Below are 22,970 nucleotides of genomic sequence, written 5' to 3'. Positions count from 1 at the left end.
TTCTCCTCGGTTAGTCGGTCGGTAAATGCTGGCTGATAAAGTGGCTGGTGAGCGACTGGGCCAGGGTTTTATCCAGCGGCTTGCCGCTCAGCGCAGCGCGCAGCCACAGCCCGTCGATCAGCGCCGCCAGCCCGTAGCCCGCCTCTTCAGCCTGTTCACGCGGCAGCTCGCGGCGGAACTCGTACACCAGGTTTGAGAGCAACCGGCGGCTGCTGACCTGCTGCAAACGGTAGAGCATCGGCTGATGCATGCTGCTCGCCCAGAAGGCCAGCCAGGCCTTCATCGCTGCACCGCTGACCTGGGTTTCATCAAAATTGCCGCCGACGATCGCCTGCAAACGCTGCTCTGCACTGCCGTCTGGCAGGGCGCGTAAACGGCTTAATACCGCATCGCGCAACTGACCGGTGATGTCGCGCATGGTCGCTTCCAGCAGACCGTTTTTGTCTTTGAAATAGTGGCTGATGATCCCCGTGGACACGCCCGCCCGACGGGCGATTTGCGCGATGGTTGCGTCATGCATTCCCACTTCATTTATTGCTTCCAGCGTGGCGTCGATAAGCTGCCTGCGCCGGATCGGCTGCATCCCCACTTTGGGCATTTTTGCCACTCCATTCATCAGCGTTGGTAATACATTAAAGCGGTTTTTGATTGGACGTTCAATATAAAATGTGTCTTAATTGTTACGATTTTGGATTTCAATAGTTACAAAAACAGTGAGGATACTGGATGACAGACCTTTCACAGGACAGAGAAAAAGACAAAATCAACCCGGTCGTTTTTTATACTTCCGCCGGGCTGATTTTGTTGTTTTCCCTGACGACCATTTTCTTTCGTGATTTTTCTGCCGAGTGGATTGGGCACACCCTGAACTGGGTGTCGAAGACCTTCGGCTGGTACTACCTGCTGGCGGCGACGCTCTATATCGTCTTCGTCGTCTGCATTGCCTGCTCACGCTTTGGGTCGGTGAAGCTCGGGCCAGAGCAGTCCAAGCCCGAGTTCAGCCTGCTGAGCTGGGCCGCGATGCTGTTTGCCGCGGGCATCGGCATCGACCTGATGTTCTTCTCCGTGGCAGAACCGGTCACGCAGTATATGCAGCCGCCGGAAGGGGCAGGGCAGACGATGGAGGCCGCGCGCCAGGCGATGGTCTGGACGCTGTTCCACTACGGCCTGACGGGATGGTCAATGTACGCCCTGATGGGCATGGCGCTCGGATACTTTAGCTATCGTTATAATTTGCCCCTCACCATCCGATCCGCGCTCTACCCGATCTTCGGTAAAAAAATTAACGGTCCGATTGGTCACACGGTCGACATCGCGGCGGTGATCGGCACCATCTTCGGCATCGCGACCACGCTCGGGATTGGCGTGGTGCAGCTCAACTACGGGCTGAGCGTGCTGTTTGATATCCCGGATTCGATGGCGGCCAAAGCGGCGCTGATTGCGCTGTCGGTGATCATCGCCACCATCTCGGTGACCTCCGGCGTGGATAAAGGCATCCGCGTGCTCTCCGAGCTGAACGTGGCGCTGGCACTGGGCCTGATCCTGTTCGTGCTGTTTATGGGCGACACCTCATTCCTGCTCAATGCCTTAGTGCTGAACGTGGGCGACTACGTGAACCGCTTTATGGGCATGACGCTGAACAGCTTCGCCTTTGACCGTCCGGTGGAGTGGATGAACAACTGGACGCTGTTCTTCTGGGCGTGGTGGGTGGCGTGGTCGCCGTTTGTCGGCCTTTTCCTGGCGCGTATTTCACGCGGGCGCACCATCCGTCAGTTCGTGATGGGTACGCTGATCATCCCGTTCACCTTCACCCTGCTGTGGCTGTCGATTTTCGGCAACAGCGCGCTGCACGAGATCATCCACGGCAACGCAACCTTTGCCCAGGAAGCGATGGCGCACCCGGAGCGCGGCTTCTACAGCCTGCTGGCGCAGTACCCGGCGTTCACCTTTAGCGCCTCCGTGGCAACCATCACCGGCCTGCTGTTTTACGTCACCTCGGCGGACTCCGGCGCGCTGGTGCTGGGGAACTTCACCTCGAAGCTGAAGGACATTAACAGCGATGCGCCAAACTGGCTGCGCATCTTCTGGTCCGTCGCCATCGGCCTGCTGACGCTCGGCATGCTGATGACCAACGGCATTTCGGCATTGCAGAACACCACGGTGATCATGGGCCTGCCGTTCAGTTTCGTGATCTTCTTCGTGATGGCCGGGCTGTATAAATCGCTCAAGGTGGAAGATTACCGCCGCGTCAGCGCCAGTCGCGACACCGCCCCGCGTCCGCTGGGCGCGCAGGACAGGCTGAGCTGGAAAAAACGCCTCTCGCGCCTGATGAACTACCCGGGCACGCGCTATACCAGCCAGATGATGGAGACGGTGTGCTTCCCGGCGATGGAAGAGGTGGCGCAGGAGCTGAAGCTGCGCGGTGCTTACGTGGAGCTGAAAAACCTGCCGCCGGAGGAGGGCGAAACCCTGGGGCACCTGGATCTGCTGGTGCACATGGGCGACGAGCAGAACTTTGTCTATCAGATCTGGCCGCAGCAGTATTCGGTTCCCGGGTTCACCTACCGGGCGCGCAGCGGGAAATCGACCTACTACCGGCTGGAAACCTTCCTGCTGGAGGGCAGCCAGGGGAATGATTTGATGGATTACAGCAAGGAGCAGGTGATCACGGACATTCTGGACCAGTATGAACGGCACCTGAACTTTATCCATCTGCACAGGGAAGCGCCGGGGAACAGCGTGATGTTTCCGGATGTTTAAATGATGACAAACCCCTGTCGTTAACAATCCAGCCATCTTTCTTGCCGGGTGGCGCTGCGCTTACCCGGCCTACAAATCTGCTTTACCGTAGGCCTGATAAGCGAAGCGCCATCAGGCACGCCCTTCATTGACACAACTTTAATGATAACTATTTTCATTTAAATATAGCCTGTGCTATACCTTATAGCACGGGCTAATTTTGCTTTGAATTTAATCACCTCAGGAGACTTCTGCGATGCATCCACGGCAAGGATTGAAGCGTCTGTTGCTCGGCGCGCTGCTCATGACCGCGACCACCACGGGCGCGCTGGCGGCTGAAAAGTTCCAGGTTATCACCACTTTTACCGTCATTGCTGATATGGCGAAAAACGTGGCGGGGGATGCCGCAGACGTCACCTCCATCACCAAACCGGGCGCGGAAATCCACGAGTACCAGCCCACGCCGGGGGATATCAAACGCGCGCAGAAGGCGCAGCTGATCCTGGCGAACGGCATGAATCTGGAGCTGTGGTTCCAGCGTTTTTATCAGCACCTGAACGGCGTGCCGGAGGTAATTGTCACCAAAGGCATTACGCCGATGGGGATTAGCGAAGGGCCGTATAACGGCAAGCCCAACCCGCACGCGTGGATGTCGCCGGACAACGCCCTGATTTACGTCGATAACATCCGCGACGCGCTGGTGAAGTACGATCCGGCTAACGCGCAGACCTATCAGCGCAACGCGGAAGCCTACAAGCAGACGATCACCGCTACCCTCGAACCGCTGCGTAAGCAGGTCGCGGCGATCCCGGAAGACAAGCGCTGGATGGTGACCAGTGAAGGCGCCTTCTCCTATCTGGCGCGGGATCTGGGAATGAAGGAGCTTTACCTCTGGCCGATCAACGCCGATCAGCAGGGCACTCCCCAGCAGGTTCGCAAGGTGATCGATCTGGTGAAAAAACATCACATCCCGGCGGTGTTCAGCGAAAGCACGGTCTCAGATAAGCCCGCCCGTCAGGTGGCGCGGGAAACCGGCGCCCACTACGGCGGCGTGCTGTACGTTGACTCCCTGAGCGCGGAAAACGGCCCGGTGCCGACCTATATCGATCTGCTGAACGTCACCACCCGCACGCTGGTGCAGGGCATCCGCGACGGGATGAAGGAGTAACCATGCACAAGGGGATTGTTGTCTCAGACGTAACCGTGACCTACCGCAACGGCCACACGGCGCTGCGCGACGCGTCGTTCAGCGTGCCGGGCGGATCGATTGCCGCGCTGGTGGGGGTGAACGGCTCCGGCAAATCCACGCTGTTTAAGGCGGTGATGGGCTTTGTGCGGGCGGCGAGCGGCACTATCTCTATTCTCGGGTTGCCGCCTCACCGGGCGCTGCGTCAGAACCTGGTCGCCTACGTGCCGCAGTCGGAAGAGGTTAACTGGTCGTTTCCGGTGCTGGTTGAAGACGTGGTGATGATGGGCCGCTACGGGCATATGGGGTTTCTGCGTCGGCCCAGAGATCGCGATAAGCAGATCGTCACCGACGCCCTGAAGCGCGTGGATATGCTCGGGCTGCGCCATCGGCAGATTGGCGAGCTGTCCGGTGGGCAGAAGAAGCGCGTGTTTCTGGCGCGGGCGATTGCCCAGCAGGGGGAGGTGATCCTGCTCGACGAGCCGTTTACCGGCGTGGACGTCAAAACCGAAGCCAGGATCATCAGCCTGCTGCGGGAGTTGCGCGACGAGGGTAAAACCATGCTGGTCTCGACCCACAACTTAGGCTCGGTCACAGAGTTTTGCGATTACACGGTGATGGTCAAAGGCACCGTGCTGGCGAGCGGCCCGACGGACACCACCTTCACCGCCGAGAACCTGGAGCGCGCCTTCAGCGGCGTGCTGCGCCACGTGGTGCTCAGCGGCTCGGAAGATCGCATCATTACCGACGACGAGCGCCCCTTCGTCACGCACCGTCAGGAGGCCAAATGAATGCGCTTCTCGAACCCTTTGGCTACGAGTACATGCTCAACGCGATGTGGGTCTCGGCGATGGTGGGCGGGCTGTGCGCGTTTCTCTCCTGCTATCTGATGCTCAAAGGCTGGTCGCTGATCGGCGATGCGCTGTCACACTCCATCGTGCCCGGCGTGGCGGGAGCCTATATGCTCGGGCTGCCGTTTTCGCTGGGGGCGTTCCTGTCGGGCGGGCTGGCGGCGGGGAGCATGCTGTTTCTCAACCAGCGCAGCCGTCTGAAAGAGGACGCCATTATCGGGCTGATCTTCTCCTCCTTTTTCGGGCTGGGGCTGTTTATGGTCTCGCTCAACCCGACCTCGGTGAACATTCAGACCATCGTGCTCGGCAATATCCTCGCCATTGCGCCGGAGGATATCGTCCAGCTAGCGATTATCGGCGTGGTGTCGATGGTTATCCTGCTGCTCAAATGGAAAGATTTGATGGTGACCTTTTTTGATGAGAACCACGCCCGCGCCATCGGCCTGCGTCCGGAACGCCTGAAAATTCTCTTCTTCACGCTGCTGGCGGTCTCTACCGTGGCGGCGCTGCAAACTGTCGGCGCGTTTCTGGTGATCTGCCTTGTGGTCACGCCCGGCGCGACCGCGTGGCTGCTGACCGATCGCTTTCCGCGCCTGCTGATGATTGCGGTCGCCATTGGCAGCATCACCAGCTTCCTCGGCGCGTGGGCCAGCTATTACCTGGACGGCGCGACAGGCGGCATTATCGTCGTTGCCCAGACGCTGCTGTTCTTATTGGCATTTGTGTTTGCGCCGAAGCACGGGCTGCTTGCCAGCCGCCGTCGCGCGCGGGAGGCACACCCATGATGACGCTGCTTCTTGAGCCCTTCCAGTTTGCGTTTATGAACAACGCGCTGCTGATTTCACTCCTGGTGGCGGTGCCCTGTGCGCTGCTCTCGGTTTTTCTGGTGCTCAAAGGCTGGGCGCTGATGGGCGACGCCATGAGTCACGCGGTGTTTCCCGGCGTCGTGCTGGCGTGGATGATGGGCCTGCCGCTGGCGCTTGGCGCGTTTGTGGCCGGGCTGTTCTGCGCGGTCGCCACCGGATACCTGAAGGATAACAGCCGAATCAAGCAGGATACGGTCATGGGGATCGTCTTTTCCGGTATGTTCGGTGCCGGGCTGATCCTCTACATCGCCGTCAAACCCGAGGTGCATCTCGACCACATCCTGTTCGGCGATATGCTGGGCATAAACGGCATGGACATTCTGCAAAGCGGTCTGGTGGCGGGGCTGATTGCGCTGGTGATTGGCCTGAAGTGGCGGGACTTTCTGCTGTTCTGCTTTGACTATCAGCAGGCGCAGGCGAGCGGGCTGCGCACCCGCTGGCTGCACTACGGCTTACTGTGCATGGTCTCGCTGACCATTGTGGCAACGCTGAAAGCGGTGGGGATCATTCTCTCAATTTCACTGCTGATCGCCCCCGGCGCGGTGGCGGTGCTGATCACCCGACGCTTCCACATGGCGCTGCTGGTGGCGGTCGCCGTTTCAGCCATTGTGTCGGTCAGCGGCGTATATGCGTCGTTTTATCTCGACAGCGCGCCTGCGCCGACCATTGTGGTCCTGTTCGCGGCGGTGTTTATCGTGACGTTTGCCGTTACCAGCGTGAAGGCCCGTCGGCAGGAGCGTGTGACAACAGGGTGATCGCCTGCTCACCGTGCAGCTGCCAGTGCAGGGTGAAGGTGGCGCCTTCGGTGTAGTCTGCCAGCGGGCGGGTTAACGCCAGGGTAAGCGTGCTGTCATCGAGCATGGTGACGCGGGCGCAGTCAAAGCCCATATATGATTTCACCCGCGGAAAGAGGGCCTTGAACAGGCTCTCTTTGGCGCTGAACGCCAGCGTCAGGGCGAGGGCGAACGGGTATTCCGTACGGGTAAGCACACGTTCTTCCTGCGCATCGACGATCCCATCCTTTATTTCTCTGGCTTCGTATTCGGGCAGGATCGCTTCGCAATCAATGCCGATAAGCGCCTGTCGATCACGGACCACCACTGCCATGGCCTGCGTGCCGCTGTGGGTGATGCTGCCGGAAACGTCCTCCGGCCAGAGCGGTTCCCCGCTGGGACCGATGCCGGGAACGGGGCGATCGTTCAATGCATGTGCGGCGGCGATGCGGCCTGCCAGGTGGTCGGCCTTGCGTTTGCGTCCGGCGTCAGCGAGCAGTGCGTGGTGGGGGAGCCAGAGGAGATCGGCGTCGGTAAAGGTGGCGGGGTCGAAGGTGATGCGGTGGAGGGTGTGGCCGGCGAGAGAAAATGTGCTGTGGGTGGTGTGCATGGTTTTCCCCTCACCCTGACCCTCTCCCCGGAGGGGAGAGGGAAGGATTTCAGTGCCTTAAAAACGCGTATTGACGCTCATGTACCAGGTGCGACCCGGTTCATTATACGTATACGCACCCGCACCGTACATATACGCACCGGTGGTGGCATTTCCGGTCGTCTGGGCATTACCTGCGCGCCACTGGCGCTTGTCGAAGACGTTATCCACGCCGCCGGTCAGGCTGACGTTTTTGGTCACGTCCCAGGTCGCGCTCAGGCCAACGATGCTGTACGGGCTGACTTCGTCTTTCTCAGACCCGGTCACCGGCTGGCCCTTGTAGTTGTATTTCTTCGGCTGCTGCTTGCCGTACCAGGTGAAGGTCGACTGCAATGACACATCCTGGCGTACCTGCCAGCTCAGGGTTGAGTTCAGCGTATACTCCGGGATGATCGACAGACGGTCGCCGGTCTCCTTGTTCTTGCTTTGCAGCATATAGGTGATGTTATTGGTCCAGTTAATCGTGTCGCTGACCGGCACGTTCAGGGAGCCTTCCAGACCTTCCACCACCGCCTTCGGCACGTTTTCCCACTGGTAGATATCGGTGGTGACTTTGCTGGTGGACGTCTGGCCAATCGGCGCGTAGCCCGCTTCAATTTTGTTGCGGTAGTCGTTGCGGAACCAGGTCACGCCCGCCAGCCAGCCGTCGCGTTTCCACTCCAGGCCAATCTCTTTGTTAATGCTGGTTTCGGCTTTCAGATCGTCGTTACCCATCATGTAGCAGCCCACGCCGTCGGAACTGGCGTAGCAGCCCTGGCCTTTACTGTAGAGCAGGTAGTTCGGGTTGGTCTGGTACAGGCTTGGTGCTTTATAGGCGCGCGCAATGCCCATCTTCAGGGTGAAGTCATCGCCAAGACCTTGCGACAGGTTGAGCGACGGGCTCCAGTTATTGCCGACGATGGTGTGGTGATCGAAGCGCAGGGCAGGGGTCAGCATGGTGCTGTCGGTCAGCTCCATGTTGTTTTCAGCGAACAGGGAGAAGATCTCCGCTGAGGTGTACGGGCTACGGTCTTCGCTCATGCCCGGGATGGTGCCGCCCTGCTGGGTTTGCGAGAACGAGGTGGAGTCCTTCATCCGCTGCTGGTTCCACTCGGTACCCAGCGTCAGGTTCTGGTTGACGATGAAATCAATCGGCAGGTTGATTTCACTGTGCAGCATCACGTCGGCCAGATCGGTGTCGGTGAATTTATTGCTGTTGAACAGGCCTTCCGTCCCGCCCGCCAGCCCTTCGCCCAGGCGGGAGTTGCGGGTGTGCTCGTACTGCGCCCAGTTGCTGGTGGTAATGCCGTTGTCCCAGCCGCCGTTCCAGGTCACCGCGAAGTTCTGACGATAGATACGGTTCGTCTCTTTACCGTAGTTTTTCTTCACCAGCGCGTTGTCGTTGTTGGTGTTCTGCGTATCGCCCGCATACAGGTTGTTCTGGCGGCTGTAGCCTGCTTCAAACTCCAGCGACTGCATCGGCGCGAAGTCCCAGCGCACCACGCCGTTGATGTCTTTGTTCTCTACACCTTCACGCCCTGCGGGCAAGGTGTTGGCGTAAGCGCCCGTGCGCTCGGACTGGTGACCCTGGTTGATGTCCCACGCGTCGGCCTGGGTTTTGTCCAGGTTACCGAACATACGGAAGCTGAAGTCGCCGCCCAGCGGACCGCTCAGGCTGAAGTTGGTGCGTTTGGTGGAACCTTCGTCTTTATGTTCAGGCGCGTTCAGGTAGGTGTTCCAGGAGCCGTGCCACTGGTCGTCGAATTTTTTGGTGATGATGTTTACCACGCCGCCTGCCGCGCCGTTACCGTAGCGGGCCGCAGCCGGGCCGCGGATCACTTCGATGCGTTCGATCATCTCCGGCGGCACCCAGCCGGTATCACCGCGCGTATCGCGCTCGCCACGCCAGCCCAGACGGATGGAGTTGCGGCTGGTGACCGGCTTGCCGTCGATCAGGATCAGGGTGTTTTCCGGGCCCATGCCGCGAATGTCAATCTGACGGTTGTTCCCGCGCTGGCCGCTGGTGGAGTTGCCGGTCAGGTTAACGCCCGGCATGGTGCGGATGATTTCCGCCACGTCCCGCGCGGGCGGGTTTTTGCGGATCTCATCGGCGGTGATGGTCGACACGCCCGGCGCCTGCAAATTCTGCTCGGCGGCGGTGATCACCATGGTGTCTTCGTGCTGCGCGGAGGCGGTGTTGTCGTCTGCCATGGCGGGCAGCGCGACGCCATAAATCCCTAAATTGACCAGCAAGGCCAGAGAGTGAATCTTCTTATTCATTGTACGTCCCGCTTTTATGGTTATTTATGAACGCGCTTCCCACAGCGCGGGCATTACGCTATTGCAAATGCAAATAGTTATCAATAATATTATCAATAAAATTTGCTCTGAAACAAAAAAGACTGTGAAACATGGGGTTATAAGGGTGACGGCGTTAACAACCGGAAGTGAAGCGTGGTGGCAGGCGAAAAACGGGCCGGAATGGGAACGTCATCAGGATAACTATCGCGTCACTTTCTGGTGGCGGGACCCGGCAGGCACGCAGAAAACATCCACGGTGAAACGCGTCTGGCTCTACGTCACCGGCGTGACCGATCACCATCAGAATGCCCGTCCGCAATCCCTTGAACGCATCCCGGATACCGACGTCTGGCAGTGGCAGGGGGAGTTCAGCCCCGAATGGCGCGGGAGCTACTGTTTTATTCCCTCCGATAATGAAAATGATTTTGCCGATGCAGTGTTTGATGGCGCGCAGCCGGACCGCATGGCATTGCGCGAAGGCTGGCGTAAGCTGCTGCCGCACGCGATTTCCGACCCGCTAAATGCGCAGAGCTGGCGCGGCGGGCGCGGGCACGCCGTCTCGGCGCTGGAGATGCCGGACGCACCCGTACAGCCGGGCTGGAACCATCCCGATGCCCCTTACAAAAAGCCTGTCTGCATTGAGTGGCACAGCGCGCGTCTGAAGAACCGTCGCCGCGTCTGGATTTTTACCACCGGGGATGACCGCCCCGATCGCCCGCTGGCGGTGCTGCTCGACGGGCAGTTCTGGGCCGAAAGCATGCCCGTCTGGCCTGCGCTGGCGTCACTCACGCGCGACGGCAAGCTGCCCCCTGCGGTCTATGTCTTAATCGACGTCATTGACACCGCACACCGCAGCCGCGAGCTGCCGTGTAACCCCGATTTCTGGCTGGCGGTGCAGGACGAACTTCTCCCGCAGGTAAACAACATTGCCCCGTTCAGCGACCGCCCCGACCGTACCGTGGTGGCAGGCCAGAGCTTCGGCGGGCTTTCTTCGCTTTATGCTGGCCTCAACTGGCCGCAGCGTTTTGGCTGCATCCTCAGCCAGTCCGGATCCTACTGGTGGCCGCACCGCGGCGCACCGCAGGACGGGCTGCTCATCGAACAACTCAAAGCGGGTGAAAAAACCGCACGCGGGTTGCGCATCGTCCTTGAGGCCGGGCGCAACGAGCCGCTTATCTTGCGCGCAAACCAGGCGATCCTCGCCGAACTACACACGCAGCAGCCGGTTTTCTGGCGTCAGGTTGACGGCGGACACGATGCGCTTTGCTGGCGCGGTGGGCTGACGCAGGGGCTGATGACCCTCTGGCAGCCGCTTATTCACTAACGGAGTCTGTATGGAATTCAGCAATCCTTTCGATAATCCGCAGGGACAGTTCGCCATTTTGCAAAATGACCACGGGCAATACAGCCTGTGGCCGCAGCAGTGCGGGCTGCCCGCGGGCTGGCGCGTGGTCTGCGAACCGCAATCTCAGGAGGCGTGCCAGCAGTGGCTGGCAGAATACTGGCAGACGCTTGAGCCGTCTTATTTTGCGGGGGAGCGCGCATGAACCGTCTTCCTCTCGTCGCCGCCCAGCCGGGGATCTGGATGGCAGAGCAGCTTTCCTCCCTGCCAAACGCCTGGAGCGTGGCGCACTACACCGAACTGAAAGGCGCTGTCGACGCACCATTGCTGGCAAAAGCCATTGCGGAAGGCATGATGCAGGCCGACACCCTGCGGATGCGTTTCACCGAGGATAACGGCGAGGTGTGGCAGTGGGTTGATGAGGCCATGATCCTGCCGGAGCCGTCCATCGTGCGCGTTGACTCCCACGACGCCGCCGTGGCGCTGATGGAGGCCGATCTCAACCAGAACCTGCGCGTCGACAGCGGTCAGCCGCTGGCGTTTCACCAGTTGATTCAGGTGGGCGAAAGTCACTGGTACTGGTATCAGCGTTATCACCATCTGGTAGTGGATGGCTTCAGTTTCCCGGCCATTACCCGTCAGATCGCCGCCATTTACGCTGCGTGGATAAAGGGTGAACCGACGCCTGTCTCCCCGTTTACGCCGTTTGCCGAGGTGGTGGAAGAGTATCAGCGCTATCGCGACAGCGAGGCGTATCTGCGTGACGGTGCCTTCTGGGCCGAGCAGCGCAGGCAGTTGCCTTCTCCGGTCTCGCTCTCCTCCGCGCCCTTGCCGGGACGCGCCGCCACCACCGACATCCTGCGCCTGAAAATTGCAATTGACGCTCGCGCCTTTAGCCAGATTGCACAGGCGGCAGGGCAGGTGCAGCGCACCGATCTGGTCCTTGCGCTGGTGGCGCTGTGGCTGGGCCGCCTGACCGGACGGCTGGATTACGCCGCCGGGTTTATCTTTATGCGCCGCATGGGGTCTGCCGCGCTGACCGCGACCGGCCCGGTGCTCAACGTCCTGCCTCTGGCGGTGAATATTAACCCGCAGGAGAGCCTGCCGGAACTGGCGCTGCGTCTGGCGAACCAGCTGAAAAAAATGCGCCGCCATCAGCGTTACGACGCCGAGCAGATCGTGCGCGACAGCGGGAAGGCCGCGGGCGACGAAGCCCTGTTCGGCCCGGTGCTGAACGTCAAAGTGTTCGATTATCAGCTGGATCTCGACGGCGTGGAGGCTATCACCCACACGCTGGCAACCGGCCCGGTGAACGATCTGGAGCTGGCGCTGTTCCCGGACGAGCAGGGTGGCTTGAGCATTGAGATCCTCGCCAATAAGCAGCGTTACGACGAGGCGACGCTGAAGCGTCACGCGGCGCGCCTGGACGCGATGCTGACGCAGTTTGCGGCCAACCCTGACCTGCGCTGCGGTGAGGTGGAAACGGTTTCTGAGCAGGAATACACACAGCTGGCGCGCATCAACGATACCGGGCTGGCGCTACCGTCCACCACGCTGGCGGATCTGGTGGCGGAGCAGGCAGGCAAAACGCCGGACGCCCCCGCGCTGGCGGATGCCCGTATTGAACTCAGCTATCGTCAGATGCGCGAGCAGGTGGTCGCGCTGGCAAACCTGCTGCGCGAACGCGGCGTGAAGCCGGGCGACAGCGTGGCGGTGGCCCTCCCGCGCTCGATGTTTCTGACCCTGGCGCTGCACGGCATTGTTGAAGCAGGGGCCGCGTGGCTGCCGCTGGATACCGGTTACCCGGACGACCGTCTGCGGATGATGCTGGAGGATGCCAAACCTTCGTTGCTCATTACCACCGACGAGCAGCTCCCGCGCTTTAGCGATCTGCCTATTCCTGCTTTTAGTTACAACATGCTATTACCAACCACCGATGCTGAACCTCTGCGGCTGGCGAAGCCGGAGCAGACCGCGTACATCATCTTCACCTCCGGTTCGACGGGACGCCCGAAAGGGGTCATGGTTGGGCATACCGCCATCGTTAACCGCCTGAAATGGATGCAGGATCATTATCCACTGGCGGCGCATGACGTGGTGGCGCAGAAAACGCCGTGCAGCTTTGACGTGTCGGTGTGGGAGTTCTGGTGGCCGTTTATCGCCGGGGCGAAGCTGGTGATGGCCGAGCCGGACGCGCACCGCGATCCGCAGGCGATGCAGCGTTTCTTCGCAGAATATGGCGTAACCACCACCCACTTCGTGCCGTCGATGCTGGCGGCGTTTGTCGCCTCGCTGACGCCGGAAAACGTGGACTGCTGCAATACGCTGAAGCAGGTCTTCTGTAGCGGCGAGGCGCTGCCCACCGCGCTGTGCCGCGAGTGGGAGCAGCTCACTCATGTACCGCTGCACAACCTCTACGGCCCGACCGAAGCGGCGGTGGACGTCAGCTGGTATCCGGCGTTTGGCCCTGAACTGGCGGCGGTGGAGGGCAACAGCGTGCCGATCGGCTTCCCGGTGTGGAATACGGGGCTGCGCATTCTGGACGCAATGATGCGCCCGGTGCCGTTTGGCGTGGCGGGGGATCTGTATCTCACCGGCATTCAGCTGGCGCAGGGGTATCTGGACCGTCCGGACCTCACCGCCAGCCGCTTTATCGCCGATCCGTTCGTCCCCGGTGAGCGCATGTACCGCACCGGCGACGTTGCCCGCTGGCTGGACAACGGCGCGGTGGAATATCTGGGCCGCAGCGATGACCAGCTCAAAATCCGCGGTCAGCGCATTGAGCTGGGCGAAATTGACCGGGCGATGCTCGCGCTGCCGGACGTGGCTCAGGCCGTGGCGCACGCCTGCGTGTTCAACCAGGCCGCAGCCACGGGCGGGGATGCCCGCCAGCTGGTGGGCTATGTGGTTTCTGAATCCGGCTTACCGCTGGATCGCGATGCGCTTCTTGAATCACTTAAAGCCCGGCTGCCGCCGCATATGGTGCCGGTGGTGGTGCTGCAAATCAGTGCGCTGCCGTTAAGCGCCAACGGCAAGCTGGATCGCAAGGCGCTGCCGCTGCCGGAGCTGACCAGTAAAACCTCCGGCCGCGCGCCGGAGACGGAAACCGAAGTCGCCGTCGCGCAGGCGTTTTCTCTCCTGCTGGGCTGCGCGGTGAACGATATCGAAGCCGACTTCTTTGCCCTCGGCGGTCACTCGTTGCTGGCGATGCGCCTCGCGGCTCAGCTCAGCCGCGCGTTTAACCGCAAGGTCACGCCGGGGCAGGTTATGGTCGCCTCGACGGTGAGCAAGCTCAGCGCGCTGCTGGACTCGCAGATGAGCGACGAGCAGGCGCAGCGTCTGGGGTATGAAACTCTTCTCCCGCTGCGTGAAAGCAGCGGGCCGACGCTGTTCTGCTTCCATCCGGCGTCCGGCTTTGCCTGGCAGTTTAGCGTGCTGGCGCGCTACCTCAGCCCGCGCTGGTCAATCGTCGGCATTCAGTCTCCCCGACCTGACGGGCCGATGCAGCAGTGTGCGGATCTGGATGGGGTCATTGAGCACCACCTGGCTACGTTGTGTAAGCAGCAGCCGCAGGGGCCGTATTATCTGTTCGGCTATTCCCTCGGCGGCACGCTGGCGCAGGGCATTGCCGCCCGTCTGCGCGAGCAGGGTGAAGCGGTGGCGTTCCTCGGCCTGCTGGATACCTGGCCGCCGGAAACCCAGAACTGGTCGGAGAAAGAGGCCAACGGCCTCGATCCGGAGGTACTGGCGGAGATCGAACGCGAACGTCAGGCGTTTATCGCCGCCCAGCAGGGGCAGGGCTCCGGCGAGTTGTTTAATGCCATTGAAGGCAACTACGCGGACGCGGTGCGACTGCTTACCACGGCGCACAGCGCGCGGTTTAACGGCAAAGCAACGCTGTTTGTTGCCGAGCGCACGCGAACGATGGATCCGCATGTTGCGTGGTCGCCGTGGGTGAGTGAGCTGGAGGTGTACAGTCAGGACTGCGCCCACGTGGATATCATTTCACCGCAGGCGTTTGAGAAGATAGGGCCGGTACTGAAGGAAATTTTAGGATAGTGCAAATGCCCGGTGGCGCTGCGCTTACCGGGCCTACGGGAGCAAAATGTAGGCCGGGTAAGGCGTAGCCGCCACCCGGCAATTACCGCCGACCCAACGGCACCACCAACGGCGTACCCGCCACCGGATCCTCGATAATCATGCAGCGCATGCCGTAGATCTGCGCGATCAGATCCGGCGTCACAATCTCCTTCGGCGCGCCCTGCGCCACAATTTCGCCGTCTCGCAAGGCAATCAGATGCGTCGCGTAGCGGCACGCCTGATTTAAGTCGTGCAGCACCGCCGCCAGGGTATACCCCTGCGTGCGGTTCAGCTCGCTCAGCAACTCCAGCAGGTCAATCTGATGGCTGATATCGAGCCAGGTCGTTGGCTCGTCCAGCAGCATAATGGCGGTTTCCTGCGCCAGCACCATGGCGATCCACGCCCGCTGGCGCTGTCCGCCGGAGAGGGTGTCCACGCTTTGCTGCGCGAGATCGGTGATCCCCGTCGCCTGCATCGCGCGCTTCACCGCCTCGTCGTCCTCTTTGCGCCAGCGGGTAAACAGCGGCTGGTGCGGGTAGCGTCCGCGCGAGACCAGCTCCTGTACCGTAATGTCTCCCGGCGTAGTGGCGTTTTGCGCCAGCAGACCAATTCGGCGCGCCACTTCTTTGCTGGCGAAGCGCTGGATCTGCTCCCCGTCGAGATACACGCTGCCCTCAACCGGCGTCATCAGGCGGCTCAGCGTGCGCAGCAGTGTCGATTTGCCGCAGCCGTTCGGACCAATAATGGCGGTGAAGTGGCCGTCCGGAATGGCGACGGATAAATCACGGGCAATGATCTTTTTGCCGTAGCCGAGGGTCAAGTTTTCGCCGCGCAAGCGGGTGGTTGAATCTGTCATTTCTTGCGTGACTCCTGAACGAGCAAGACGATGAGGTAAATCCCGCCGAGGCTGACGGTTACCACGCCCACCGGCAGTTGATAAGGCATAAACAGCCGCTGGGCGCAGAGATCGGCAGCCAGCAGCAGCAGCGCGCCGCACAGCGCCGCCTGGGTTAAGACCCATCGCGCCGTCCCGCTAAGACGCCGCGCAATATGCGGCGCGACGAGGGCAATAAACGAGATCGGCCCGGCGATGGCGGTAGAGGCGGCGGTCAGCAGTACGGCGACCAGCATCAGCAGCAGGCGCGAACGCTCCACGCTCACGCCCAGCGCGCAGGCGCTGTCGTCGCCCATCTCCAGCAGGCGCATGCGCCGCACCAGCAGCAGCGCGCCGATAAACATCAGCAAAATCAGCGGCGCGGCGGGCCAGGTTTTTCCCCACGTCAGACCGTTAAGGGAACCGGCGTACCACAGCCCGGCGGAGAGCGCGGTTTCCAGCGACGCCTGCAACAGAAGCCAGGTATTAAAGGCCATCAGCATCGCGCGGATGCCGATCCCGATGATGATCAGGCGGAAGGTGTCGATGCCGTTGCGCCAGGCCAGCGCCCAGATAAGCAGGGAGGTGAGAATGCCGCCCGCCATCGCCGTAAAGGTGATCGCCGTCAGATGCTGTCCGAACAGCACCATCGCCACCAGCACGCCACTCCATGCGCCGGTATTCAGGCCCATCACGTCCGGGCTGCCCAGCGGGTTACGCATCAGCGACTGGAATATCGCACCGCTAACCCCGAGCGCCGCGCCGACCAGGATCGCCATCGCCACGCGCGGCAGTCGCCACTCCGTCACCACCATGGTGATGTTGCGCGGCGCGCTGCCAATGAGGGCGTTAAACACCTGAGAAAAATCAAGCGTCACCGCGCCGCTTTGCAGGCTCCAGACCGCCAGCAGCAGACTGGCGACGACAAGCAGGGAGACGCTGGTAAGTAAACGACGGGATGGAGCCATCATGCGCTACCTCCCGGTCTGCGTCGTACCAGGAAGATCAGCACCGGCGCGCCGATAAAGGCGCTGACCACCGAGACGCGCAGTTCACCCGGCACCAGCAGGCGGCCCAGTACGTCGGCAAACAGCAGCAGGGCAGGGGTCGCCAGCAGCGTGACCGGCAGCGACCAGCGGTGATCCGCCCCCACCAGCCAGCGCGCCATGTGCGGCATCATCAGGCCGATAAAGGCAATGGGACCGACCACGGCGGTCGCGCTGCCGCACAGTACCGTGATGGCGAGCAGACCCGTCAGCTGCGTGCGCGCCACGCGGTTGCCGAGGGCGGTCGCGGTGTCGCTGCCGAGGCTCAGGCTGTTCAGCGATCGGCTTAAAAAGAGCGCCACGGCGGCGGCGATAATCACCGGGATCACCACCACGTTTAAGGTTTCAAGGGTACGAATATCCAGCGAACCAGCCTGCCAGAAGCGCAGCTGGTCATACACGTCCGGGTTGAGCAGGGCGATGCCGTTGGACAAGCCTTCCAGCACCGCCGCGAGCGCCACGCCCGCCAGCGTCAGACGTACCGGGCTGAGCTGACCGCCGCCCTGACTGCCGGTAAACGCGACCACCAGCGAGGCGGCCAGCGCGCCGCAAAAGGCCATCACCAGCTGTTCAGAGGGCGACGTTAACCCGAACAGCGCCGCGCCGAGCACGATGGCAAAGCTGGCCCCGGAGTTAACGCCGAGAATGCCGGGGTCCGCCAGCGGGTTACGGGTGAGGGTTTGCATCAGGGCACCGGCAAGGCCGAGCGCGCCACCGGCCAGCAGTCCGGCAAGGGTGCGGGGCAGGCGCGCGTCGAGCACGATGGTGCAGTCTGCGCTCTGGCAGGTGCCGGAGAGCGCATCAACGATAACGGACGCGGGCAGCGGCTTCGCGCCGACCAGCAGGCTGAGTGCAATCGCAAGGATTAGCAGTAGCAATAACGCGGGCACGGCAACGGCGCGCACCGCAGAAGAGGAAAACGACATAGCAACATCCATGATTTGATAATGATAGTGATTATCGTTATCTATCTTATTTGGCTATGTTAGCATGTGCGCCCATGGAATGGGTAGAATTAGACTCAAGGCTTTGTCATGAATCAAAAATCCTGGCTGCTCAACCTCAGCCTGCTGAAAACGCACCCGGCGTATCGCGCCGTTTTTATCGCTCGCTTTATCTCCATTTTGTCCCTCGGCCTGCTCGGCGTCGCCGTGCCGGTACAGATCCAGTCCATGACCCACTCCAGCTGGCTGGTGGGGTTATCCGTCACCTTAACCGGCGGGGCGATGTTCATCGGCCTGATGGTCGGCGGCGTGCTGGCGGACCGCTACGAGCGTAAGAAGCTGATCCTGCTGGCGCGCGGCACCTGCGGCGTGGGCTTTATCGGGCTGTGCCTGAACGCGATGCTGCCGGAGCCGTCGCTGATTGCCATTTACGCGCTGGGGCTGTGGGACGGCTTTTTTGCCTCGCTGGGCGTGACGGCGCTGCTGGCGGCCACGCCTGCGCTGGTCGGGCGCGAAAACCTGATGCAGGCGGGGGCGATTACCATGCTCACCGTGCGTCTGGGTTCAGTGATTTCGCCGATGGTCGGCGGGTTGTTGCTGGCGACCGGCAATGTGGCGTGGAACTACGGGCTGGCGGCGGCGGGAACGTTTATCACCACCCTGACCCTGCTGCGTCTGCCGCTCCTGCCGCCTCCGCCGCAGCCGCGCGAGCATCCGCTGAAATCGCTGATGGCTGCGATTCGTTTTCTGTTCAGCAACCCGCTGATAGGTGGCATTGCGCTGCTCGGTGGATTGCTGACGATGGCAAGCGCGGTGCGCGTGCTCTACCCCGCGCTGGCGGGGGAGTGGCAGATGAGCGCCTCGGAGATTGGCGTGCTGTACGCCGCCATTCCGCTCGGTGCGGCCTTCGGGGCACTCACCAGCGGCAACCTGGCGCAGAGCGCGAGACCGGGATTGATTATGCTGGTGGCGACGCTGGCCTCGTTTATCGCCATTGGCTTTTTCAGCCTGATGCCGGTGTGGGCGCTGGGGGTAATGTGTCTGGTGATTTTCGGCTGGCTGAGCGCCGTCAGTTCGCTTTTGCAGTACACCCTGATCCAGACCCAGACGCCGGAAGGGATGCTCGGGCGCATTAACGGCCTGTGGACCGCGCAGAACGTGACGGGCGATGCGATCGGCGCGGCGATCCTCGGCGGGCTGGGGGCGATTATGACCCCGGTGGCCTCGGCGAGCAGCAGCGGGTTTGTGTTAGCCGTTGTTGGCGTGATTTTATTGGCGGTTTTGGCGGAGTTGCGTCGGTTCAGGCAGCCCCTGTAGGTCGGGTAAGGCGTAGCCGCCACCCGACAAAACGCCCGGTGGCGCTGCGCTTACCGGGCCTACGGGGAATGTGCCACTTATTTAAAAATTGAATTCAAACGCTGCAACACCAACATCGCGCTGTAATAATCCAGGCGGAACGTCTCGGTTCCCAATGCCCAGACGCGTTTGTTCTTCACCGACGGCAAATGCGCCAGCAGCGGATTAGCGTAAATCGCATCCACATCTTTCTGGTCGCCCGCAAACACGAACAACCCTTCACCGTTCAGCCCCGTCGCCAGATTTTCTCCACCCAGTTGAATGATGTCGTGGCGCTTGCCCTGGCTTTTCGAGGTGTGCAGCCCGGCGGGCAGGTCCGCCAGCGTAAAGCCCAGCTGGTGCAGCAGCTTGCCCTGCGCCGATTCCGCGGTCCACAGGTTCGCCGTGTGCGCGGCGGCGGTGTAGACGATGGCGTTCACCGGCTGCGGCGGCAGTTTCATCTGCTGTTTCACCTGGGCGAGCTGTTTATCAAAGGCAGCGATGCGTTCAGCGGCCTGTTTTTCGTGCCCGGTGATCGTCCCCAGCTGGGTGAGCAGTTCCTGCCAGCTTTTGTCGTCGTAGTTAATGATAAGCGTCGGGGCGATGGCGGAGAGCTGATCGTACAGCGCCAGCGCGGAATCCCCGCCGGTGGCGCTGATCAAAATCAGGTCCGGCATCTGGGCCGCGACCGCTTCGGCGCTCGGCTCGCCGATGTACAGCCGGGCAACATTACGCTGTTTTGCAATATCCCCCCATTGGCGCAGGAAGCCCTGCGCATCCGCCACGCGGTTGTTCGGCGTGGTCGCACCGCTGGCAATGACCGGCGCGTCAATCGCCAGCAGAGAGCCGGTTAAGGTCACGCTGGTGGAGACAATGCGCGTCGGTTTGCTCTCAAGCGTATACACACCGCGGCTGTCGGTGACCTGGCGCGGCCAGTCGGCGGCGACCGCTGAGGTTAGTCCTAAAACAAAAAGTCCTGTCAGAAGAAGGGCATTGCGGCAAACGGCAGGGAGTTTCACAGAGCGGCATCCTGTTTTTATTGAAGATAATGCTTCTCATTTTCATGGTTGCGGGGAAGGGATGCAAGCGTTTGTCGCACAAGTTAATTGCCCGATGGTTGACAGCGGGGCGATGTGGGATTAGGTTAGCCGACGAAAATATAAATGATAATCATTATTGCTTCTTTTATCATTTTAAGGAGGATGATATGGACACGTCCCTGGCTGAGGAAGTTCAGCACACCGCGACTACGCTGCAATCAGACAGCTTTTTCTTTATGTCGCCTTACCGCAGTTTTACCACGTCCGGCTGTTTTGCCCGTTTTTCTGAACCCGCCGTCGGCGGTGACGATCCGGCAGGTCCCTTTCAGCAGAAATTAGCCCAGGCTTTCCGGAAAGCGAAAGCCAGCGGCATTGCCCATCCGGTGATGGTCGGGGCGATCCCCTTCGATACCCGCAAACCGTCGTCGCTGTATATTCCGCAACGCTGGCAAACCTTCTCCCGCCCGGCGCGTCAGCAGTCCGCACGCTACGCCTCCGGCGCGCAGACGCTGAATGTGCAACAGCGCACCGAGATCCCACCGCAGCCGGTTTTCGAGGAGATGGTCGCTCGCGCCGCGTCGCTCACCGCCACGCCGCAGGTGAATAAGGTGGTGCTGTCGCGCCTGATTGATATCGCCACCGACAAAAAGATTGATAGCAGCGCGCTGATGGAGCGCCTGATCGCCCAGAACCCGGCGAGCTTTAACTTCCACGTGCCGCTGGAAGACGGCGGCGTACTGCTGGGTGCCAGCCCGGAACTGCTGCTGCGTAAAGAGGGCGCGCATTTTAGCTCGCTGCCGCTGGCAGGCTCCGCGCGCCGTCAGCCGGACGATGTGCTGGATCGCGAAGCGGGCACTAAGCTGCTGGCTTCCGAAAAAGACCGTCACGAACACGACCTGGTGACCCAGGCGATGAAAACCCTTCTGCAACCGCGCAGCCATCATCTGAGCATGCCGTCTTCCCCGCAGCTCATCACCACGCCAACGCTGTGGCATCTGGCCACGCCGGTAGAAGGTGACGCGCGTGAAAACGAGAACGCCCTGACGCTGGCCTGCCTGCTGCACCCGACCCCGGCCCTGAGCGGCTTCCCGCATCAGGCGGCAAAAGAGCTGATTGCCGAGCTGGAACCCTTCGACCGTGAACTGTTTGGCGGCATCGTTGGCTGGTGCGACAGCGAAGGCAACGGCGAGTGGGTGGTGACTATCCGCTGCGCGCGGCTGCATCAAAATACCGTTCGCCTGTTTGCCGGTGCGGGCATTGTGCCTGCTTCCTCCCCGGTGGGCGAGTGGCGCGAGACGGGCGTGAAGCTCTCCACCATGCTCAACGTGTTCGGACTGCACTAAGGAACGCTCATGACTATTCCCTTTACCCGCTGGCCTGAGGAATTCGCCCGCCGCTACCGTGAAAAAGGCTACTGGCAGGATCGGCCCCTGACCCACATCCTGACGGACCATGCGGACAGCGATGCGGTCGCGATTATTGACGGCGATCGCCGCATCACCTATCGCGCGTTTCATCAGTCGGTGAATAACCTGGCGTCCGCCCTTCAGGCGCAGGGGCTGCATCGCGGCGAGACCGCGCTGGTGCAGCTCGGCAACGTTGCCGAGTTCTACATCACCTTCTTCGCGCTGCTGCAAATTGGCGTCGCGCCGGTCAACGCGCTCTTTAGCCATCAGCGCAGCGAACTGAATGCTTACGCCTTGCAGATCAAACCCGCCGTGCTGATTGCCGATCGCGACCACGCGCTGTTCGCGGGCGATGATTTTCTCAACACTTTTGTGGATGCGCATCGCTCGGTACGCGTCGTGCTGCTGCGCGGCGATAAGGGCGAACACGCGCTGGAAGCGGCGATTGCGCGCCCGGCGGACAATTTCATCCCGAACCCGACGCCCGCCGACGAAGTGGCGTTCTTCCAGCTTTCCGGCGGCAGCACCGGCACGCCGAAGCTGATCCCGCGTACGCACAACGATTACGACTACAGCATCCGCCGCAGCAACGAGATTTGCGGTATCACTGCGCACACCCGTTATCTGAACGCGCTCCCTGCGGCGCACAACTACGCCATGAGCTCGCCGGGATCGTTAGGCGTTTTCACGGCGGGCGGCTGCGTGGTGCTGGCGAACGATCCGAGCGCCACGCTCTGCTTCCCGCTGATTGAGCAGCATCAGATAAACGTCACCTCGCTGGTGCCGCCCGCGGTCAGCCTGTGGTTGCAGGCGATTGCCGACGGCGCGGGGAACGCGCAGCTTAAATCCCTGAAGCTGCTCCAGGTGGGCGGGGCGCGCCTCTCCGCCACGCTTGCGGCGCGTATTCCGGCGGAAATCGGCTGCCAGCTGCAACAGGTGTTTGGCATGGCGGAAGGGCTGGTGAACTACACCGCGCTCGACGACGCGCCGGAACGCATCATTAACACCCAGGGCCGCCCGATGTGCCCGGATGATGAGGTGTGGGTGGCGGACGAGGACGGCAACCCGCTGCCGCGCGGGGAGGTCGGACGTCTGATGACGCGCGGCCCGTACACCTTCCGCGGCTATTTCAACAGCCCGGAACATAACGCCAGCGCCTTCGACGCCGACGGCTTTTACTGTTCCGGCGATCTGATCGCCATCGACGAGCAGGGGTACATCACCGTGCAGGGGCGCGAGAAAGATCAGATCAACCGTGGTGGCGAGAAGATCGCCGCCGAAGAGATCGAAAACCTGCTGCTGCGCCACGAAGCGGTGAACCATGCCGCGCTGGTGAGCATGGAGGACAGCCTGCTGGGTGAAAAAAGCTGCGCGTATCTGGTGGTGAAACAGCCCCTGCGTGCGGTTGAGGTGCGCCGCTTCCTGCGCGAGCAGGGCGTTGCCGAATTTAAGCTGCCAGACCGCGTGGAGAGCGTGGATGCGCTTCCGCTCACGCCGGTCGGCAAAGTTGATAAGAAACAGTTGCGCCTGTGGCTTGCTGAACGCGCCCGGGGCTGAGG

General features: G+C 61.4%; 18 protein-coding genes. 11 read left to right on the top strand and 7 right to left on the bottom strand.

From position 1 onward, the window contains the following. Positions 1-10 precede the first annotated feature (10 nt). Entirely contained in the window at positions 11-598 is a 588-nt protein-coding gene (gene betI, locus BH712_RS07995; RefSeq protein WP_003858827.1) for a transcriptional regulator BetI, read from the bottom strand. A gap of 128 nt (positions 599-726) precedes the next feature. Here betI and betT point away from each other — a divergent pair, with 128 nt between their 5' ends. The 5 genes from betT to BH712_RS07965 all read left to right on the top strand — a co-directional run bounded on the left by betT (position 727) and on the right by BH712_RS07965 (position 6,397). After that, positions 727-2,760, top strand: a complete 2,034-nt coding sequence (gene betT / locus BH712_RS07985; protein ID WP_006809692.1) for a choline BCCT transporter BetT — start codon at positions 727-729, stop codon at positions 2,758-2,760. Between the two features lie 235 nt (positions 2,761-2,995). Continuing rightward, positions 2,996-3,907 carry a metal ABC transporter substrate-binding protein gene (locus tag BH712_RS07980; protein ID WP_006809691.1) on the top strand — a complete coding sequence of 304 codons (912 nt, stop codon included), beginning with the start codon at positions 2,996-2,998 and terminating at the stop codon, positions 3,905-3,907. A 2-nt stretch (positions 3,908-3,909) separates the two neighbouring features. Further along, a complete protein-coding gene (gene sitB, locus BH712_RS07975; protein WP_006809690.1) occupies positions 3,910-4,716 on the top strand; it encodes an iron/manganese ABC transporter ATP-binding protein SitB in 807 nt (268 codons plus the stop codon). Next, on the top strand, positions 4,713-5,561 hold the full coding sequence (sitC, locus tag BH712_RS07970) for an iron/manganese ABC transporter permease subunit SitC (RefSeq protein ID WP_006809689.1): 849 nt from the start codon (positions 4,713-4,715) through the stop codon (positions 5,559-5,561). The genes sitB and sitC overlap by 4 nt, the downstream gene beginning before the upstream one ends. Beyond that, positions 5,558-6,397, top strand: coding sequence for a metal ABC transporter permease (locus BH712_RS07965; protein ID WP_006809688.1), 840 nt, complete (start codon positions 5,558-5,560; stop codon positions 6,395-6,397). The genes sitC and BH712_RS07965 overlap by 4 nt, the downstream gene beginning before the upstream one ends. Here the strand turns inward: BH712_RS07965 and entD are convergent. Together entD and BH712_RS07955 are read right to left on the bottom strand one after the other, a co-directional pair. Further along, complete coding sequence (gene entD, locus BH712_RS07960) at positions 6,351-7,025, bottom strand: enterobactin synthase subunit EntD (RefSeq protein ID WP_006809687.1); 675 nt, start codon at positions 7,023-7,025, stop codon at positions 6,351-6,353. The two genes, BH712_RS07965 and entD, sit on opposite strands and share 47 nt — an antisense overlap. Before the next feature lie 57 nt (positions 7,026-7,082). Then, entirely contained in the window at positions 7,083-9,323 is a 2,241-nt protein-coding gene (locus BH712_RS07955; protein WP_006809686.1) for a TonB-dependent siderophore receptor, read from the bottom strand. A gap of 145 nt (positions 9,324-9,468) precedes the next feature. Between BH712_RS07955 and fes the strand changes: the two genes are divergently transcribed. From fes to entF, 3 genes are read left to right on the top strand one after another with little or no spacing between them, the layout of a single operon-like run. After that, a complete protein-coding gene (fes, locus tag BH712_RS07950) occupies positions 9,469-10,668 on the top strand; it encodes an enterochelin esterase (RefSeq protein WP_032673598.1) in 1,200 nt (399 codons plus the stop codon). A 10-nt stretch (positions 10,669-10,678) separates the two neighbouring features. Continuing rightward, complete coding sequence (locus tag BH712_RS07945) at positions 10,679-10,891, top strand: MbtH family protein (protein ID WP_006809684.1); 213 nt, start codon at positions 10,679-10,681, stop codon at positions 10,889-10,891. Continuing rightward, positions 10,888-14,745 carry an enterobactin non-ribosomal peptide synthetase EntF gene (gene entF / locus BH712_RS07940; RefSeq protein WP_006809683.1) on the top strand — a complete coding sequence of 1,286 codons (3,858 nt, stop codon included), beginning with the start codon at positions 10,888-10,890 and terminating at the stop codon, positions 14,743-14,745. Before BH712_RS07945 ends, entF begins: the two co-directional genes overlap by 4 nt. A gap of 82 nt (positions 14,746-14,827) precedes the next feature. Here the strand turns inward: entF and fepC are convergent, their stop codons facing one another. From fepC to fepD, 3 genes are read right to left on the bottom strand one after another with little or no spacing between them, the layout of a single operon-like run. Then, positions 14,828-15,622, bottom strand: coding sequence for an iron-enterobactin ABC transporter ATP-binding protein (gene fepC / locus BH712_RS07935; protein WP_006809682.1), 795 nt, complete (start codon positions 15,620-15,622; stop codon positions 14,828-14,830). Continuing rightward, positions 15,619-16,608, bottom strand: coding sequence for an iron-enterobactin ABC transporter permease (gene fepG / locus BH712_RS07930; protein ID WP_102765825.1), 990 nt, complete (start codon positions 16,606-16,608; stop codon positions 15,619-15,621). Before fepG ends, fepC begins: the two co-directional genes overlap by 4 nt. Further along, positions 16,608-17,612 (bottom strand): Fe(3+)-siderophore ABC transporter permease, encoded by a 1,005-nt coding sequence (gene fepD / locus BH712_RS07925; RefSeq protein WP_032673596.1) that lies wholly within the window; start codon positions 17,610-17,612, stop codon positions 16,608-16,610. The genes fepG and fepD overlap by 1 nt, the downstream gene beginning before the upstream one ends. Positions 17,613-17,720: 108 nt before the next feature. Between fepD and entS the strand changes: the two genes are divergently transcribed. Beyond that, complete coding sequence (gene entS / locus BH712_RS07920) at positions 17,721-18,947, top strand: enterobactin transporter EntS (RefSeq protein WP_006809679.1); 1,227 nt, start codon at positions 17,721-17,723, stop codon at positions 18,945-18,947. A gap of 77 nt (positions 18,948-19,024) precedes the next feature. Here entS and fepB read toward each other — a convergent pair whose 3' ends face one another. Beyond that, positions 19,025-19,984 carry a Fe2+-enterobactin ABC transporter substrate-binding protein gene (gene fepB, locus BH712_RS07915; RefSeq protein ID WP_006809678.1) on the bottom strand — a complete coding sequence of 320 codons (960 nt, stop codon included), beginning with the start codon at positions 19,982-19,984 and terminating at the stop codon, positions 19,025-19,027. A gap of 188 nt (positions 19,985-20,172) precedes the next feature. Between fepB and entC the strand changes: the two genes are divergently transcribed. Both entC and entE read left to right on the top strand, forming a co-directional pair. Then, a complete protein-coding gene (gene entC / locus BH712_RS07910) occupies positions 20,173-21,348 on the top strand; it encodes an isochorismate synthase EntC (protein WP_032673595.1) in 1,176 nt (391 codons plus the stop codon). 9 nt (positions 21,349-21,357) lie between these two features. Continuing rightward, positions 21,358-22,968, top strand: coding sequence for a (2,3-dihydroxybenzoyl)adenylate synthase EntE (gene entE / locus BH712_RS07905; protein ID WP_006809676.1), 1,611 nt, complete (start codon positions 21,358-21,360; stop codon positions 22,966-22,968). Positions 22,969-22,970 lie beyond the last annotated feature (2 nt).

This window comes from Enterobacter hormaechei ATCC 49162 (assembly GCF_001875655.1).
In the GTDB taxonomy this organism is placed as follows: Bacteria; Pseudomonadota; Gammaproteobacteria; order Enterobacterales; family Enterobacteriaceae; genus Enterobacter; species Enterobacter hormaechei.
Note: the sequence above shows the minus strand (reverse complement) of the source record. Positions and strands in the feature narration are given on the sequence as shown.